The organism is Photobacterium sp. Ph5 (genome assembly GCF_022129445.1).
GTDB lineage: Bacteria > Pseudomonadota > Gammaproteobacteria > Enterobacterales > Vibrionaceae > Photobacterium.
Window position 1 is genome coordinate 35,346 of record NZ_JADQAQ010000022.1, and the last position, 16,781, is coordinate 52,126.

Here is a 16,781-nt window from a genome sequence, read left to right on the forward strand (position 1 = left end):
ATGCAGTATCTATAACTAAATTCTGTTATTGTTAAGCCGATTTATAAGCTAGATCACCCTATAATTTAAGTCTTTATATAACCTTACTTGGATCAAGTTTATTTCACGGTTATTCTAGTCGTTTCTCTGTAATTATTTATCAGAAGATTGTTAATATCTATATGCAAACTAACAGGTTACATCTAAATTTTCGCCGTTACTGGGTGAACGATAGAATAAACTACTCAATTCGTGTTCTCATTGCGTTAGTTGGCGTCGTACTACCTTGCTGGTATTACAATTCAAATAGCGAAGTGACACCGTTAGTACTGGGTGTTATTGCTGCCGCGTTAGCAGAAACCGATGATAATTTGATTGGTAGGATTAAAGCCCTTACGCTCACCTTACTTTGTTTCTTAATTGCATCTGTTTCAATTGAAGTCCTATTCCCTTATCCTCTCTTTTTTGCATTAGGACTGTTCACGTCAACATTTTGTTTCATCATGTTAGGTGCAATGGGATCACGCTACGCAAGTATTGCATTTGCATCATTATTGCTGGCGGTTTACACCATGTTAGGTGCTGATCATAGTGTCGATTTATGGTCCCAGCCGATGTTGTTACTTGGCGGTGCATTTTGGTATGGCTGTTTATCCTTAACATGGCATATCCTTTGGCCTAACCAACCCGTGCAACGTAGCCTTGCTAATGTGTTTAGTGAATTTGCTGATTATTTAGATCATAAAAGCCAACTCTTTGAGCCTGTTGCCGACTTAGTGCCGCAACCTCTTCGCTTAAAAGCAGCAAGCCAAAACGCACGCGTGGTTAACGCGCTAAATTCAGCAAAAGCAACATTGTTACATCGCGCAAGACGCGGACAACCCAACACCACTGGCGATAAATTCTTAACCATTTATTTTATGGCACAAGATATTCACGAACGTGCCAGTTCTTCGCATTATCGTTACCAAGATTTAGCCGCCAACTTTAACCGCAGTGATGTACTTTTCCGTTTCCAACGTTTATTACGTTCTCAAGCCGTTGCTTGCCGTGATATTTCAACGGCATTAGCAATGGGTAAATCGTATACCCACGATGAAAAAAGCATGAAAGCCTTAAATGAATTACAAGATTCATTACAGTACCTTCATAGCCAAAATAAACCAGAATGGAAAATGCTATTAATCCAGCTCGACTTCTTATTCAACAACCTTGCAACAGTTGAGCGTCAGCTTATGAACATCAACAACCCTGACGCAACCCACAATGAAGACAGTGACGACATTCAATTATCAGATAACGAAGCACATGGCTTTAAAGAACTAGGCAAACGCATCAGTGCCCAGTTCAATACTGACTCTATGCTTTTTCGCCACGCAATACGTATGGCAATAGCATTAACTGTGGGCTATGGCTGTATTCAAGCACTCGACCTGCAGCGCGGTTACTGGATATTGCTGACTACCCTTTTTGTCTGTCAGCCAAACTACAGCGCGACCCGCCAAAAACTACGACAACGTGTTATTGGCACTTTAGCAGGTATTTTTGCTGGTATTCCGCTGCTTTATTTATTCCCAGGGCAGGAAGGTCAGCTGGTACTCATGGTTATTGCAGGTGTACTTTTCTTTGCTTTTAGAATGGTGAAATACGGCTGGGCAACGGCATTCATTACCTTACTCGTCTTATTCTGTTTTAACCAATTAGGTGAAGGCTATGCAGTTATTCTGCCGCGTTTAGGCGATACCTTAATTGGCTGTTTATTAGCTGTTTTAGCCGTTACCTTTATTTTGCCAGATTGGGAATCTAAGCGATTACACAAATCGATGTCAGGCGCTATCAATGCCAATAAAGATTACTTAGCACAAATTATTGGTCAGTACCGAATCGGTAAAAAAGACAGTTTAAGCTATCGTATCGCCCGTCGTGACGCCCACAATACTGATGCCCATTTAAATACGGCGATCAGTAATATGTTGGCAGAGCCTGAGCGCTACCAAATTGATGCTAATGAAAGTTTCCGATTCTTAACCTTAAACCATGCCATGCTCAGTTATATCTCGGCATTAGGTGCACACCGAACACAGCTCGATGATGATAAAACCCATCAGTTAGTGTCTGAAGCACACCGTATTATTCACGCCCACTTAGAATGTTTAGCTGCACAACTGACGGGTAACACATGTCAAAAGGCACCTGCATTAGATCTCGATTTGGATCAACGATTAGGTCAATGGCGAGATGAAGACTGCACCTCAGTACGTATGGTGTTACAGCAACTTCACTTGATCCACCGTATGCTCCCTGAAATGCACAAACTGGCGGAGCAGCTAGCACCTAAAGAGAAAAAACAAGAAGTGACTGCGTAATATTTAATATTGTGAAAAACACAAAAAGGACTGAATAATATTCAGTCCTTTGTTTAACTAATTTTTATTTTGATTCAAATAATGATCACGATGATATTCAAGAAACTGTTTTCCAATTTCATGTTTGGTTGTTGTTCTAAGCTCACCTTCTATACCAATTAGCGTGAAATTATTCGAAATAGAAAAAACACCGTTATCGAACATCACATGATGATTAGGACATAAACAAAGAATATTATCTGCGGTCAGTGTGGTTTTCCTAATGGCTGTATATGTGCTGCTTCTGCATATAAACCAGCGAGAGTATTTATTGCAATTCCACATACTTGGCATTGATAGTTGTGCCATTGCTTCACTTTTTTCGCTATAGCTGAATCACGAATAATTCTTTGTACTATGATTTCAGTTCGTTTAGTCGAGCCATATTTTGCTGATACTTCTTGTACTTTATCTAATGCCGGCAGTACAGAATCAATCAAAATTAATTTATATCTCCAAACTTTAAAGCCAGATCGCCCTTTCTCATACCAATAATCAACTACATTGTATAACCCTGCATACTCATAACCTGTTTTTGGAGAATACGGACTTTTATGTTTATAGCTACGAGTTACTCTAACAGGTAATCCTTCTAATCTATTTTTAGCTAAAGCTAAATTAGTTCTAATTAATTGCTGATCTGCAATTTGCTTTCCCGTATTTTCATCACGACCACCAGCTCCTGTATAAATAATTTCATTACCAAAGTCTTCATCATCTTCATAACCACCAGATAAAACTATAGAATCAGCACCTTCTTTTGAACCACCACTAATTCCAGCCTGCGTCGGAGGATGGATACCTGATTTAGCTAATGCAACTCGATTATCAAAAATATCACCAATAAACGTCCCATCAATATGACCAAAAGTTCTCATAACTCTCCACGTATAAATAAGATCTCCGCATTTTTCGATCTTATTAACCTGTACATACATGTCTAGCTATAGATACATTTAATATTAGCAACTTCAAAAACTTTCATTTATAAAACAAAAAAGGGGACCTGATTTCTCAGGTCCCCTTTCGATGTTGCGTTACCGCAAGCTATCTATTTTTTAGCAAGTGATCTTACTCAGTTGCTTGCTCTGCTGCAGTTTCTGCTGGTGCATCTTTTGCGTGAGCTTGTAAATATTTAAGTAGTACACGCTCTTCGTTCTTATCAAGCTTGTAGTACTGTTGCATTGCTTTTAGACCATCAACCCATGCGTTTGCAGTTAGGTGCTTTGGATCTGGCGTTGCGTGACACTGGTTACAACTTGCATCTAGGATTTCTTTACCGTAGCCCCAAATAGGCTTGATGCTTGCTAGCATGTCACGTTGTGTCATCCACGCTGCAACTTGTACTTGTTGCCAAACTTGACCATCAGTTGCGGTTTGGGTGTTAAGTACTTTTTGTGTTTTCTGTAGTTCAGGATCAATCGAAGCGATTTGAATTTGCTTCGCCATATCTTGAACTAGCATACCTGTTGTTGAACCTTTGATTTCCCAACCCGTTAGTTCAACTTTTAGCATGTCACCACTTTGACCTACAACTTTTACTTCTGATGCTGGGTATAATTGACCTTGTGCATCGTCAGAAGCTGCATCTTTCACAAACAACTGCTTAGATGTTAGTGAGTAAAGCGTTGTCGCTTCAGGCGCTTTCGCCGCATTAATACTTAGCTGCTTAAACGTTGCTTGGAAATCGTTGTTGATATGTGGCAACTGGTGAGCAATACCTTTGTGACATTCGATACAGTTCATATCTTTCGCTGCAGCACCTGTCATTGCAGCCGCTGCTGCTGGTGATTGCTTAGCGTGATCCATCGCAGAATAAGAGTGACAGCTCTTACACGTCGCTGAATTGGTTTCTTTCATCATCTTCCAAACATTTTGAGCCATGCGTAGACGATTTTCTTCGAACTTCTTCGGCGTATCGATATCTTTACCAATGAACTCGCTGTAGATATCACCAATACCGCCCATTTTGGCTTTCATGAAGTCAATTGGGTTGTTCTCAGGGATATGACAATCACGACACTGTGCACGAACACCGTAAGCGTTCTTAAAGTGAATGCTTGTTTTATATTCGTTGTAATTTTCCTTCATCGAGTGACAAGCCGTACAAAACTCGTTAGTAGAAGTGAATTCAATCGATTTGTGGAAAGTAAATACGCCTGCAAGTGTAATTAATACACAAACAACAGCAATTGCTAAAACGGAGTAGCGACTGCTTGGCTTTATAAGAAAGTGCCAGAGCTTCTTCATTGATGGTCCAAAATGAATTAAACGTCAAAGTGACGTTAAAAGAAAATGTTACGTACAAAAATAGCAGTCGAATATGAATACGGCAATGTGAGTTATTAATAAAAAAAAATTTATTATTAATATAATTTATTACCTCAAATTAATGCTTACTTATTCAACAAATTTAGTTAGAGCTCTAAATGGTTTTTATCTGTCAATAGACTTTTACCATCTGTTACATAATCAATACCACCTGAAACACTTGGTTATTTTTTAATTAAAAATCAAAATGTTATATTAATTACATTTATCATAATTGCTTTTATTTGATATGAATCAAACTGTTACTGATAATGACTCTCAATTAAACTTTGCTTAATACGCTAAATATTCTAGGATTTATATCGAACATTAAACATCTTAACTTTTGGTGATCTTTTTTGAAAACTTACTTTCCATTTGACCCTATAATATATTTCTTATTTCCGTGTAGCCTATCAAGAATTATTAAAAAAATAGGCATCAATACCGAATAAATATTAGGCACTTATCTTGCCTTGATTTATTTATTGTTCGGACTGTCTTCGGAATATAATTATGACCCTATCACGTCGAAACTTTTTAAAAGGTTCGGTAGCAACCGCAATTGCTGCTAACGGACTCACCCTTTTCCCTGCAGGAAAGGTATTTGCGGCTGACACGCAAGTTATTCCTTCTGCATCCCACTATGGTCCTTTTAAAGCAGTTGTTAAAGAAGGTAAGTTAATTGGTGTTCAACCTCTCAACGACGTTGACCCATTCCCTACTGAAATGCTAACCAAAGGTGTACTAAGCCGTACTTACGACGATACCCGTATTAAATACCCTATGGTACGTAAGTCTCTGCTTGAAGATCCATTAGGCGATCACAACCCTCACCTACGTGGTAAAGAACCGTTTGTTCGTGTTGATTGGGATACTGCAATCGCACTAACGGCTTTCTGCATTGCACGTACCATTGAAAAACATGGTAACGAAGCGGTATTCAGTTCTTCTTACGGTGGTTGGTCTCACAGTGGTTTAAACCGCCCACAAACACTGCAAGGTCGTTTCTTTAACCTTATTGGTGGTCAAAGTATCTGTGCTGGCGACTACTCTGCAGGCGCATCTGAAGTGATCCTTCCTCACGTTATTGGTGATATGGAAGTGTACTCACCACAAACAGCATGGAAGATCGTAGAAGAGAATACTGAAGCGGTACTGTTCATTGGTTGTGATCCTTGGAAAACAAACCGTATTGAATTCCGTGTTGCTGACCACTCAATGCAAAAGCACTGGGAAGCGTTTAAAGAGAAAGGCATTAAGTTTATCTCTATTAACCCTCAGAAGACGCAAACTGATAAAGCTTTAGACAGTGAAATGATCAATATCCGTCCAAATACGGATACTGCGCTATTTACTGCTATGTCTTACCACTTATGTAAAACAGGTAAGAACGATAAAGCTTACTTAGATAAGTACACAGTTGGTTTTGATAAGTACCTTGATTACCTAATGGGTAAAGAAGACGGTATTGAAAAAACGCCTGAGTGGGCTGAAGAAATTACTGGTCTTCCTGCTGCTAAAATCGTTGAAATTGCAGAACTTTGTGTAACTAAGCGCACACAAATTGCAGCGGGTTGGGCATTGCAACGTGCTGACCACGGTGAAATGATCCACTGGTCTATCATCAACTTTGCAGCGATTGCAGGTAAAATTGGTAAGCCAGGTGAAGGTGCAGGCTTTAGCTGGCACTACGGTAACGGCGGTATGCCAACATCTGGTAAGCGTATGCCTATCGGCTTATCGCAAGGTCGCAACCCAATTACTAAAACATGTCCAGTTGTTATGATTTCAGACATGTTGAACAATCCAGGTAAGGAATACACCCGTGATGGTTCAAACCTTACGTTACCAAAAGCGAAATTAATCTATAACGCAGGTAACAACTTATTATCGCACCAACAAGATACTAACGAGTTAATTGAAGCACTGAACAAGAATATTGACACTATTATCTGTCAAGACCCTTGGTGGTGTGCAACTGCAAAGTACTCAGATATCGTCTTACCAACAACCACAACACTAGAGCGTGATGACATCACATCTGGCGGTACTTACAGTAACAACAAGATTTATGCGATGCGTAAAGTTGTTGAACCTCTAGGTGAAAGTCTAGATGATTACGAAATCTTCTCTCGTTTAGCCTTTATGTTTAACGTACATAAAGAATATACCGACGGTAAGACAATGTACCAACACATCAAAGCCTCTTACGAAGCTTCTGATGCAACAGATGATTTCAAAACATTCTGGCAAAATGGTATTACGCACCTATCAACACCTGAAGATGCTAATAGCTTTGTTCGTCATGGTGATTTCTATGCTGATCCTGAAAAGAACCCACTTCACACACCAAGTGGTAAGATCGAGCTTTATAGTGAAACACTTGCGAAGTTTAAAGCAAATGAGTGTCCAGCAATGCCGCAATGGATGCCTCCATTTGAGTGGTTAGGTAACGCGAAAAAAGATCAAGTTCACGTACTAAGCCCACACCCATGGATGCGTCTACACTCACAAATGGCGAATGCTGATGTGAATAGCTATGAGTCTGTTGATGGTCGCCAAATCGTACTTATCAACAAAGATGACGCTGCTGCACGTGGCGTGAAAGATGGCGATGTGGTTGAAGTATACAATGACCGTGGTGCATTGCTTGCAGGCGCACGTATTACTGATGAAGCAATGCCAGGTGTTATCTACATTCACGAAGGCGCATGGCTACAGCTTGATGAAAAAGGCCGTTGTAACTCAGGCTCTATCAACATGCTGACAAGCAGTAAAACAACCAGTGGTTTAGCGCAAGCAACCAGTGCGAATACCTGTTTGGCTTACTTTAAGAAATGTACTGATGTACTAACACCAAACAAAGCATATGAGCCACCACAAATTGTTAAGTCTAAATTCCAAGTAGATATTTGGTCACTACAATTAGGTAAGCGCTTAAAAGCTGTTGCTGCAGAGCAAGGTCCTGAGCAATCACCGGGCGAGAAGTTATTCTACGGTAGCTGTACATTATGTCACGCTGCACCGCACCCAAGTGATTTCACTTACAAGCAGTGGAAAGGTATTACTACCTCGATGTTCCCACGTGCTGGTCTAAACGAGAAAGACCGTAAGCTTGTGCTTGATTTCTTAAAAGAGAGTGCAAAAAAAGAGTGATTGTTTAGCTTAAAAAGCAAATAACAAAACGCAGCTATTTGCTGCGTTTTTGTTTATATTAAAAGCTGTTTTTGTAACTTAAAGCTCGATGACTTTCGCTTTATTCTTGCACTTTAACTTTTGCACCATCAAATATACGCTTGGCACCACAAATAGCGGATCAACAATACCCAGTGCCATACCAGCAATAATAATGATCCCCAACGAACCCATCGCATTCGCTCCCGGCCCAGTTTCCCATAGCAATGGTAATGAACCTAAAATCATCGTTAATGATGTCATCAGTATTGGACGAAGGCGTGTTTTGGTCGCAGTGAGGATCGCTTCTCTCGGTGCTAACCCTTCGGCTTGTAACTCATTAGCAAATTCGGTGATTAATATACCGTGTTTACAAATCAAACCAATCAAGGTCACCAGTCCTATTTGTGAATACACATTTAAAGTGAAATCACTAAAATACAGCGCCCATAGCGCCACTGATAATGTAATTGGTAGTGACAGCATGACCACTAACGCATCGACGACACTCTCAAACTGAGCACTCAGTACCATATAGATGAAGATTAATGCCGCGATAAATACAAACAGCATTTGTTGGTTTGCATCAAGGTACTGTTTAGCTTCATCCACATAGGTATAATTAGCATTCGCGGGTAAAATATCTGGCAACATACGATTTAAGGCATCAATGCCCTCGCCCATGCTGACACCATCAGCCAACCGAATAGAAAGCGAGGCAGAGGTCGCTCTATCATATTGCTCAAGTGAGCGTGGCCCCACTTCATTCTCTATACTAATCAACGCAGACATCGGCACTAATTGCCCTTGCTTATTGGCAATCATCAGCTGTTTTAATGAGTCTGGCGTCAGAGTAAACAAGGACTCCAACTGTACATGAAGCTGGTAATTGGTTCCTTGGTAGCTCATATCATTACTGAAACTCTTACCACTCATTGCCAACTTGAGGATTTGCTGAATATTACGTAACGGCACATCATATTGTGAAGCCAGTACGCGATTAATATTGATCTTAAATTGGTTCTGATCGAACTTAAGATTACTTCGCGCATTAGAAAATAACGGTGACTGTTGGATTTTATAAGTCACTTCGGTCAGCTCTTTCGCCAGCTTTTGCTCATCAACACTACTACTGACATTAAGGTCGATACCGCCACTGTTACCACGACGACCACCACCAGTTTCTATTGCCGGAATAACACCGGTATAAACACGGTTGCCACCTTCTTTTAATCGCGCATTGATCATTTCACTGATTTTCTGTGCCGATAAATTTCGATCTTCCCACGGTTTTAAGGTCACAAAACCACGGATAAAGTCAGTACTCGCTAGAATTGCAACATGAGCTATATCAGGGATTTGCTTGAGCTGAGTGTTCATGTTGTCGATCATTTTCTGCTGACTGGCTTCGTCGCTACTTCCCACTAAGGGCTGAAATAAAAAGATTTGCCCTGAATCCTCATCTGGGAGCATTTTTGATGGCGTTTTAGTCAATGGCCAATAGCTACTAGCCAAAACAACCACCATCACTAATAAAGTCGTTTTACGCCAATCAATGGTGGCTGATAGCATTCGATGATAAGCATTAGATAGGCGATCTAATTGTTTATTCACTCCATTTTCAAAACGTCCAGCTGGTTTATGATTCATCATTTTGCTGCACATCATGGGTGATAATGTCAGCGCTACAATACCTGAAATAATCACCGTTCCCGCTAAAGTAAAAGCGAACTGCTGGAACAATTGCCCAGTAATTCCATCAACTAAACCTACCGGTATATAAACCGCAGCCAGAGTTAAGGTTGTCGCAATAATAGCGAAACCAATTTGGCGACAAGCTATGGCTGTTGCCTTAAATACGGAGTCATGAAAACGCAATTGTCGATGGACATTTTCGACCACTACGATAGCGTCATCCACCACTAATCCTACTGCCAATAACATCGCAAGTAGTGTCAAAGAATTAATGCTAAAGCCTGCCAGTTTAAGGATGATGAACGAACAGGATAAACAGACAGGAATAGTCACAATTGGAATCAGTGCAATACGCAAATTACCAAGAAATAACCAGATAACGCCTGCAACAAGTATCACCGCTAAACCAATTGCGACATAAACATCGTTTAACGCCGTAATAATAAACGTTGATTTATCCAACAAGACCTTGGCTTTCATGCCGCTTGGTAAGGTCATTGAATCTAACAAGTCGTGAACTTGTTCAGAGAGTATCAGTGGGTTTGCTGTTGCGGTGTACTGAGGGTTTAACACAAACAACATGGCATTTTTCTTCGAGAAATCCACCAGTGGTTTCACTTCACGTTGGCTACTTGGCGTACCAATCGTGATATCTGCCACTTGATCTAATCGAATAGGTTGCTGCTGATAAGTCGCAACAATCGTTTTTTTAATGTCATCAAGGCTTGAAATCGCCCCAGTTGAAACCAACTGATACTGGCTTTCCGTACCGGATGTTTTTCCGCTGATCGCTGTGATGCTGTTTACGTCAGTGATTTTGTTAATCACATTATTCAACGTCAAACCATAGTAATACACTTTATCGGGATTTAGGGTGATCAACACTGATTGACTAGAACTTGGCGCAACACTCACCGCACCTGCAGCTGGTAACTGTTCTAACTGTGGTAATAACGTATCAATACCATACTGGTGAAATTCATATTCCGCTTGATGAGGACCCGGTGTTAAACCAATCAACATGGCAGGCATTCCCTGATCATCTGATTTGGTTACTTTCGGCGAAATATCATCAGGTAACTTGTTTTCAATATTACCAATATCATTATGAATTTCACTTACCAAGGTATCGATTTCACTGTCATTAACACTCGATGCGACATCAATAATGATATTGCCTCGCCCTTGACGTGCAGTCGCTGATAAATGGCTGATTCCCTCTGTACCTGCAATGGCATTTTGAATAGGGATCAACACTTCAGTCATCATATTTTGTGCCGCTAGTGCACTATCATGGACGGTAATTTGAATTTTTGATTGGCTAATTTGTGGGGTATAACGCCAAGGCAATTTTTGACAAAAAATCAGACCAATGAATACAGGGATCAACCACAATACAGTACATAACACCGGACGGCGTAAACACAGTTCCGTTAATTTCATTTTGTACCTGCCGTTGCTGGCTGTGATGATTGTGTCGTGGGCTGTTGTGCTAACGTGGCTTCCACTTTTTGGTCGGTACGAAGGTAGTTTTGTCCATTAATCACTAATTGATCCCCTACCGCTAACCCAGACAAAATCTGTACATAACCGTCATAGTACTGACCGACTTTGACATCGCGTAATCTGGCTTTATTGTTCACAACAATAAATACCTGTGCGCCTTGAATATTGGTGATAAGTGATGAGGTTGGGATCGTAACTTGTTGAAGTAATTGTCGCGTTTGCTGAACAACTTTCACATTCTGCCCAGGTGAAAACTTTTTCGCATCAGGCAGTTTCGCTTTTAAAGTCACTAGACCCATTGCAATATTAGGAGACACGTAACTTACCGTACCTTGAGCATGCTCGGAAGGTGTAAGCTCTGAATAAACAGTCACGGTTTGATCAAGATGGTAATTTTGTTTTTGTGCTGCTGGCAGTTGATATTCAATCGACAATTGATCTGGGGTATACAAGGTTGCAAGGGTATTACCCACAGTCACTACGTCGCCAACATGAAAATCAGTTTGGCTGATCACACCATCAAATGGCGCTTTGATTGCCAACTCTGTAAGTTGAGACTCATCTTGCTCTAGTTGTGCTAATGCCTGTTTGTAATCACTTTCGCTTTCATCATACGTGCTACGAGCCACCACTCCTTTATTCACCAATTCTTTTTGACGTAACCATGCTTGTTTCGTGGCGTTAAGCTGCGCCTGATCTCGTGCAACTTTTGCTTTAGCTGCCGCAGGATCAAACTGCACTAATAGTTGACCTTTCTTTACCGCTTGCCCTGCTTCGAAATAAATCGCTGTAATTTGACTCGTCTGTAAACTTTTTAGCGCAACCGAATTATGGCTTTTCACCACTCCATAGCCCGTTACCTGCTCCGTCAAGGTTCGTGCTGTTACAGGTCGGGTTTCTACTTGAACGACCTTCGATAAATGCTGTTTGTGAGAGGATGAATCTGACTGGTTTTCTTGATTACAGCCAACAAGCGTGAGGGTCACAGCAGCGAAAACTATCGCCGAAATACATTTTTCTTTCATCACAATCAACTTATCTGGAAATTAAACAATATAAGTAAGGCACTTATCTTAATTACCAGCACCTCATAACATACCTTTTAAGAATTATATCTTAACAAGACCGTTTATGAGGTTAAGTCAGAGCTATGTTGGTTTACAGTTATTTACATTTAGCATTCATCAGTAAATGCAAAATAACAATTATTTACAGTGTATTTTTTTATACGTGTCGAATTTATAAACAATGAGGGTTAAAAGTTACGACGCGGCTATCAACATGTAAATGGTAAATATTTACTTGTAACTTGAAACCTTTATTTTATCCAAACTATTAAGTTAATAAGGGTACGCCATGTTCAGTAAGCGTGATAAATACGCTCTCATCTTATCGACTTTGTTGCTCGTAGGTTGTAATGGTTCAAATTCTGAATCCACAACCACTATACCAACCGAGACACCAGTTGAAGTCCCAGTTGAAAAAGATAAGACATTCTCTTCTGTTGAAAGCTTTGACAAATTCATAGCTGAAAATGGAGAGATAACAGAAGATCAAACAATAACACTAGATCTTGCCGATGGTGAGACATTCGTTTTAAACAAGGATTTAACGATTAAAGGCAATTTAATCATCAAATAAGGACATTGATAATGACTAAACTTTTTCCTCTTTCTGTTATTGCACTACTAACGGGTCTGTCTACAGCAGCCTCTGCAGCTTCACTTGATGTTCATGGCGAAATCAAAGTTAATGGTAAAACCGTTATCGATGCTAAAGGCAATCTAATTCAAGACCAAAGTGATCTTATTAACATTGATGATTATGCTAACGCCGTACCAAATCGTATTGTGACTTTAGCTGCACCTGTAGGTGAAGATGGTGCCGTTAAAGTATATAAAATTACCTACGACGAAACAGGAAGATCATACAAAGAAGAAGACTTCTACAATAATAAACTCGGTTGGTCTATTAAGTGGGAAGATCGTACAACAACGCCTCCTACTCATAAACGTACCGTCACTAATGGATGGGGTGATACAACCACAACCACAAGCTATAAAGATGAATTTACGACTTCATCTTCTTACCCATTAGCTCAAATTGGTATAAGTATGGCTCGTAGTGATATTTATACGAGTACCGTAATTGACAGTAACCAACCAGATCTTGTTGTCGGTAGCAAAATAAACAATATGGATTACCAAACATTAACGGTTGTTGATAAAACACCTTTTAATATGGGTGAAACCATAATTGAAGACTGTATTATTGTTACTTATAACGCTTCATGGATGATTGATTACGAAACTGGAGCTAAAAAGCCAGATCAAATCCGTACTTTCTGTAAAGGCTACGGTTTGGTGCAGTTTGGTGATTACAAAGCAACTTCAGCTGAGTAATTCATACATATTTGTAAAAACGACCTTAAATTAAGGTCGTTTTTATTTTCCAAACAAAACATTAAAGCATCTGAGCCTTAGTTAAGCTCTAACCTCTGCTCCATTGCCTGATGAGGAATATTGGCTTCCATAAATTCATCACCGTATGGGGTGAAACCCAGTTTACGGTAAAAGTCGACAGCATGGGTTTGCGCGCCTAAGTCCACACGGGGATAGCCTTGTTGTTTAGCATACTCCACTAATGCTTGGACGACTTTGACACCTAAGCCTTGCCCACGTGCAGCTTTGATGATTGCAATACGACCTATATGGCCATCAGCAAGAATGCGCCCTGTGCCTAATGGCTGTTCGCCATCGACAACAAGTACATGCACTGCTTGTGAATCTAAACCATCAAACTCGATTTCAGGATCAATGTGTTGCTCTTTAATAAACACCTGCTCGCGTACTAAGCGAATACTCTCTTTATTCGCACCATCAAAAGCAACAATTTTTACATCTACCATGACATATCCTATTTATCTGAATCACAGACCTTTTTTATATTGCTGAGAAATAGTGCCAATAATGGTTTGCTCTAATGTTGTTTTCGCGGTGATATCACCATGAATATACGCATTAAACAAAGAGACTAACATTGCTTTATCAGCATTTACTTCTGTTTCCGTTTTAATATCACGAAGATCGATCATAAAGCGAGTAAACTTATCAGGGAAATCTGTCACCGCCTGTAAATTCATATAATTCTGCTGGCTATATAGCGCATTATGCGCGCCTCTTTGTTTATCTAATACAAACGACGCATCTTTTAAGCTCAAGATAGACGCTGACTTATCACACTTACGTAGGCACTTATTATCAAAATGCTTTTTCTTACAGCCTACTGTTTGATGGAATAAACACTGGCGGCTCATTAACATCATTAATGGATGATAAATACTGTAATGTAATTCAAAATTTTCAGGGCATACCATTGGGTTAATTTGCTTACGATTGATCTCGTTAGAAACGAATGCGCCCTTCGCATTAAATTCATCAGCGATGCACTGTAGGCTAAATGAATTAGTTAAGTTCAAGTAAGGTCCCGCAATCCAATCAATTCCTTGCTGATAAGCCACATGCGCAATACCACTGTTATTCGTCACAATACAATTAGGTTTCACGCGCTCAATAAATGCAATTGCAGCTTGGTAGTTTTCACCAATTAAAATCGCTGGAAACCATGGCACAAGATGAGGATGCGCTTCAAATAATGCTACCGTTTTTTCCAATTCCATCGATAAGCCTTCAGGAATGGTGTAATACAGCACAGCATTATTATCTTGATTTAATGCCACATCACTTGGGTCAGAAATTAATATCGCCAGCTCTGGCGTGATCCCTGTTGGCTTACGGTGATTGATACTATTACGTGGTTTTGGCGTATCAATCGGCGCTACTAGCGCTTTTTCACCATTTAACTGATAACCAATTTGTTCTTTTAATTGTGCTAATTCCGTAAAAGGAACTGACGTATTTTCGGCGAGTCCTGAAATATCAACGTGGGTGATCTGATACTCACCTTCATTAGCCAAACTTTGAAAACGTTTTTCTAATAACTCATGAGTTAATACGTGTTTTTGTGCACGAATAAGTACTGACTCTGATTGTAACTCTATCGTTTGATCCGGCGTTGTCACTATCACAGTTAAATATTGACCTTCTTCACCGCTAAAGATCATAGTCATGGGTAGCGAGCTAACATCCATGGCTTTCGTGACATCTTCAACGGTATTAATAATCGCTGTTTTGTCATCGTACAATTTCTGTTTTACACCATTTACTGCATCAATTGTGGTTGCTTGATAGACCTGAGTAAAATGACTCACTGAGTTATCACGAGGGTTATCAATGAACATGCTCTTATTGATATCACCTTGGAGATACGAGTTAGAAAAGTCGCGGTTAAAGACCGTAAACAGTGACGTTGTATCGCTTAGTAACGGCTTTTGCTCACAGTAACGATCGATCTGCTGACGCCATTGATCGACCACGGTATACACGTAGTGTGATTTCTTAATTCGCCCTTCCACTTTCAGCGAATATACCCCAGCATCAGCCAACTCAACCATATTAGAAAAAGCTGAGTTATCTTTCATGTTTAATGGAAAATCTTTACCAGCAGCGGTAGTTTGGTATTGATCACGGCATGGCTGACTACAACGACCACGGTTACCCGAGTTACCATTTTTCACCGAACTGATGTAACACAAACCAGAGAAGCCGATACAGTATGAACCATGAACAAACACTTCCATAAGTACATTGTGTTGATGTCCAAATTGAGCCAAATGCTTAATTTCACGAATGTTCAACTCACGGGATAAGTTAACACGGCTTGCTTGAAGCTGTTTTAAAAATAGGATTTGACCGTCGTTATGGGTATTGATCTGCGTTGAAGCATGAACATCCAAGGTTGGGAAATGTTCTTTAATGATGTGGAACAAGCCTAAATCTTGCAAAATCACACCATCAACTTTGGTGTTAACCAACTTATTCAATAAGCGAATAACCGCAGGAATTTCACTATCTAATACGACGATATTTAAGGTAAGAAAAATCTTACAATTGTTCTGATGTGCTAAACGAATAATGCCACTTAATACATCAAAGGTAAGGTTAGTGGCTCGATTTCGAGCGTTGAAGCTATCTAAACCACAATAAATTGCATCAGCGCCAGCAGCAATGGCAGCTTTAATCGATTCGATATCGCCACCGGGTGCCAATAACTCAAAATTCTTAGTTTTCGCAACATTGCTCATCAACAATTGTACCTTGTATAACCGCATTAAATGTGAGGACGGCTATTTTACGCGCAAGCTTTCAATAAAGTCCAATAGTGAGAGTTAAATCACACAATGGATTGAGAGAATATTGAAATATCGACTAATAGAAATATTCAGATAAGCAATTTCTGATTACAGTTATTCCAACCCCAGAACAATATCGCTATTATAAATAAAATTTGGCAGCTTAGCCCTTCTGCTATTGCTCTATCGAGCTATAACTAGGATAAAAAATAATGACAAATGCAAACCCAGTAGAACTAACAGATGCGCAAAAAGAAGCGATTGAAGCCATGGTGACTGATCGTATTAATGCAATGAATAACGATAAAGTATTGTGTGATGCGATTGATGCAAAAGTGCATGAAATGGAAGAACACCTAAAAGAATATTTTCACCAACGTTTTCATTTTCACAGCAATAAAGCATAAGACATCTATTTCTTATTTAATTTAAAAAAGATCACTCACTTAATAGTGGTC

Annotated in this window: 12 protein-coding genes; 5 read left to right on the forward strand and 7 right to left on the reverse strand. The window is 39.8% G+C overall.

All coding sequences use genetic code 11. The features are described from left to right. Positions 1 to 161: 161 nt before the first annotated feature. On the forward strand, positions 162 to 2,345 hold the full coding sequence (yccS, locus tag I3259_RS10435) for a YccS family putative transporter (protein ID WP_238029554.1): 2,184 nt from the start codon (positions 162 to 164) through the stop codon (positions 2,343 to 2,345). 57 nt (positions 2,346 to 2,402) lie between these two features. On the opposite strand, the gene I3259_RS10440 is transcribed toward yccS, so the two are convergent. From I3259_RS10440 to torC, 3 genes are all read right to left on the reverse strand, one after another. Continuing rightward, a complete protein-coding gene (locus I3259_RS10440) occupies positions 2,403 to 2,693 on the reverse strand; it encodes an HNH endonuclease (RefSeq protein ID WP_346769452.1) in 291 nt (96 codons plus the stop codon). After that, positions 2,591 to 3,262, reverse strand: a complete 672-nt coding sequence (locus I3259_RS10445; RefSeq protein WP_238029555.1) for a YDG/SRA domain-containing protein — start codon at positions 3,260 to 3,262, stop codon at positions 2,591 to 2,593. Before I3259_RS10445 ends, I3259_RS10440 begins: the two co-directional genes overlap by 103 nt. 193 nt (positions 3,263 to 3,455) lie before the next feature. Beyond that, positions 3,456 to 4,634 carry a pentaheme c-type cytochrome TorC gene (gene torC, locus I3259_RS10450; protein WP_238029556.1) on the reverse strand — a complete coding sequence of 393 codons (1,179 nt, stop codon included), beginning with the start codon at positions 4,632 to 4,634 and terminating at the stop codon, positions 3,456 to 3,458. Between the two features lie 576 nt (positions 4,635 to 5,210). Between torC and I3259_RS10455 the strand changes: the two genes are divergently transcribed. Then, positions 5,211 to 7,853 carry a molybdopterin-dependent oxidoreductase gene (locus I3259_RS10455; RefSeq protein ID WP_238029557.1) on the forward strand — a complete coding sequence of 881 codons (2,643 nt, stop codon included), beginning with the start codon at positions 5,211 to 5,213 and terminating at the stop codon, positions 7,851 to 7,853. A gap of 78 nt (positions 7,854 to 7,931) precedes the next feature. On the opposite strand, the gene I3259_RS10460 is transcribed toward I3259_RS10455, so the two are convergent. Next, positions 7,932 to 11,009: an efflux RND transporter permease subunit gene (locus tag I3259_RS10460; RefSeq protein ID WP_238029558.1), complete on the reverse strand. Its 3,078-nt coding sequence runs from the start codon at positions 11,007 to 11,009 to the stop codon at positions 7,932 to 7,934. Then, positions 11,006 to 12,097: an efflux RND transporter periplasmic adaptor subunit gene (locus tag I3259_RS10465; protein ID WP_238029559.1), complete on the reverse strand. Its 1,092-nt coding sequence runs from the start codon at positions 12,095 to 12,097 to the stop codon at positions 11,006 to 11,008. Before I3259_RS10465 ends, I3259_RS10460 begins: the two co-directional genes overlap by 4 nt. Before the next feature lie 331 nt (positions 12,098 to 12,428). Here I3259_RS10465 and I3259_RS10470 point away from each other — a divergent pair, with 331 nt between their 5' ends. After that, entirely contained in the window at positions 12,429 to 12,713 is a 285-nt protein-coding gene (locus tag I3259_RS10470; RefSeq protein WP_238029560.1) for a hypothetical protein, read from the forward strand. Positions 12,714 to 12,724: 11 nt separating this feature from the next. After that, complete coding sequence (locus I3259_RS10475; protein ID WP_238029561.1) at positions 12,725 to 13,474, forward strand: hypothetical protein; 750 nt, start codon at positions 12,725 to 12,727, stop codon at positions 13,472 to 13,474. Between the two features lie 77 nt (positions 13,475 to 13,551). Here the strand turns inward: I3259_RS10475 and I3259_RS10480 are convergent, their stop codons facing one another. Together I3259_RS10480 and I3259_RS10485 are read right to left on the reverse strand one after the other, a co-directional pair. Next, positions 13,552 to 13,980, reverse strand: coding sequence for a GNAT family N-acetyltransferase (locus I3259_RS10480; protein WP_238029562.1), 429 nt, complete (start codon positions 13,978 to 13,980; stop codon positions 13,552 to 13,554). 21 nt (positions 13,981 to 14,001) lie between these two features. Beyond that, positions 14,002 to 16,275, reverse strand: a complete 2,274-nt coding sequence (locus tag I3259_RS10485; RefSeq protein WP_238029563.1) for a peptidase U32 family protein — start codon at positions 16,273 to 16,275, stop codon at positions 14,002 to 14,004. A 260-nt stretch (positions 16,276 to 16,535) separates the two neighbouring features. On the opposite strand from I3259_RS10485, the gene I3259_RS10490 reads away from it, so the two are divergent. Next, positions 16,536 to 16,730 (forward strand): hypothetical protein, encoded by a 195-nt coding sequence (locus I3259_RS10490; protein ID WP_238029564.1) that lies wholly within the window; start codon positions 16,536 to 16,538, stop codon positions 16,728 to 16,730. Positions 16,731 to 16,781: the final 51 nt, after the last annotated feature.

Bases quoted from the DNA above. Each gene is read 5' to 3' on its own strand.
- I3259_RS10485 (WP_238029563.1), bottom strand. From the start codon at position 16,275: ATGAGCAATGTTGCGAAAACTAAGAATTTTGAGTTATTGGCACCCGGT.
- I3259_RS10480 (WP_238029562.1), bottom strand. From the start codon at position 13,980: ATGGTAGATGTAAAAATTGTTGCTTTTGATGGTGCGAATAAAGAGAGT.
- I3259_RS10465 (WP_238029559.1), bottom strand. From the start codon at position 12,097: ATGAAAGAAAAATGTATTTCGGCGATAGTTTTCGCTGCTGTGACCCTC.
- I3259_RS10490 (WP_238029564.1), top strand. From the start codon at position 16,536: ATGACAAATGCAAACCCAGTAGAACTAACAGATGCGCAAAAAGAAGCG.
- I3259_RS10470 (WP_238029560.1), top strand. From the start codon at position 12,429: ATGTTCAGTAAGCGTGATAAATACGCTCTCATCTTATCGACTTTGTTG.
- yccS (WP_238029554.1), top strand. From the start codon at position 162: ATGCAAACTAACAGGTTACATCTAAATTTTCGCCGTTACTGGGTGAAC.
- I3259_RS10460 (WP_238029558.1), bottom strand. From the start codon at position 11,009: ATGAAATTAACGGAACTGTGTTTACGCCGTCCGGTGTTATGTACTGTA.
- I3259_RS10475 (WP_238029561.1), top strand. From the start codon at position 12,725: ATGACTAAACTTTTTCCTCTTTCTGTTATTGCACTACTAACGGGTCTG.
- I3259_RS10445 (WP_238029555.1), bottom strand. From the start codon at position 3,262: ATGAGAACTTTTGGTCATATTGATGGGACGTTTATTGGTGATATTTTT.
- torC (WP_238029556.1), bottom strand. From the start codon at position 4,634: ATGAAGAAGCTCTGGCACTTTCTTATAAAGCCAAGCAGTCGCTACTCC.
- I3259_RS10440 (WP_346769452.1), bottom strand. From the start codon at position 2,693: ATGGCACAACTATCAATGCCAAGTATGTGGAATTGCAATAAATACTCT.
- I3259_RS10455 (WP_238029557.1), top strand. From the start codon at position 5,211: ATGACCCTATCACGTCGAAACTTTTTAAAAGGTTCGGTAGCAACCGCA.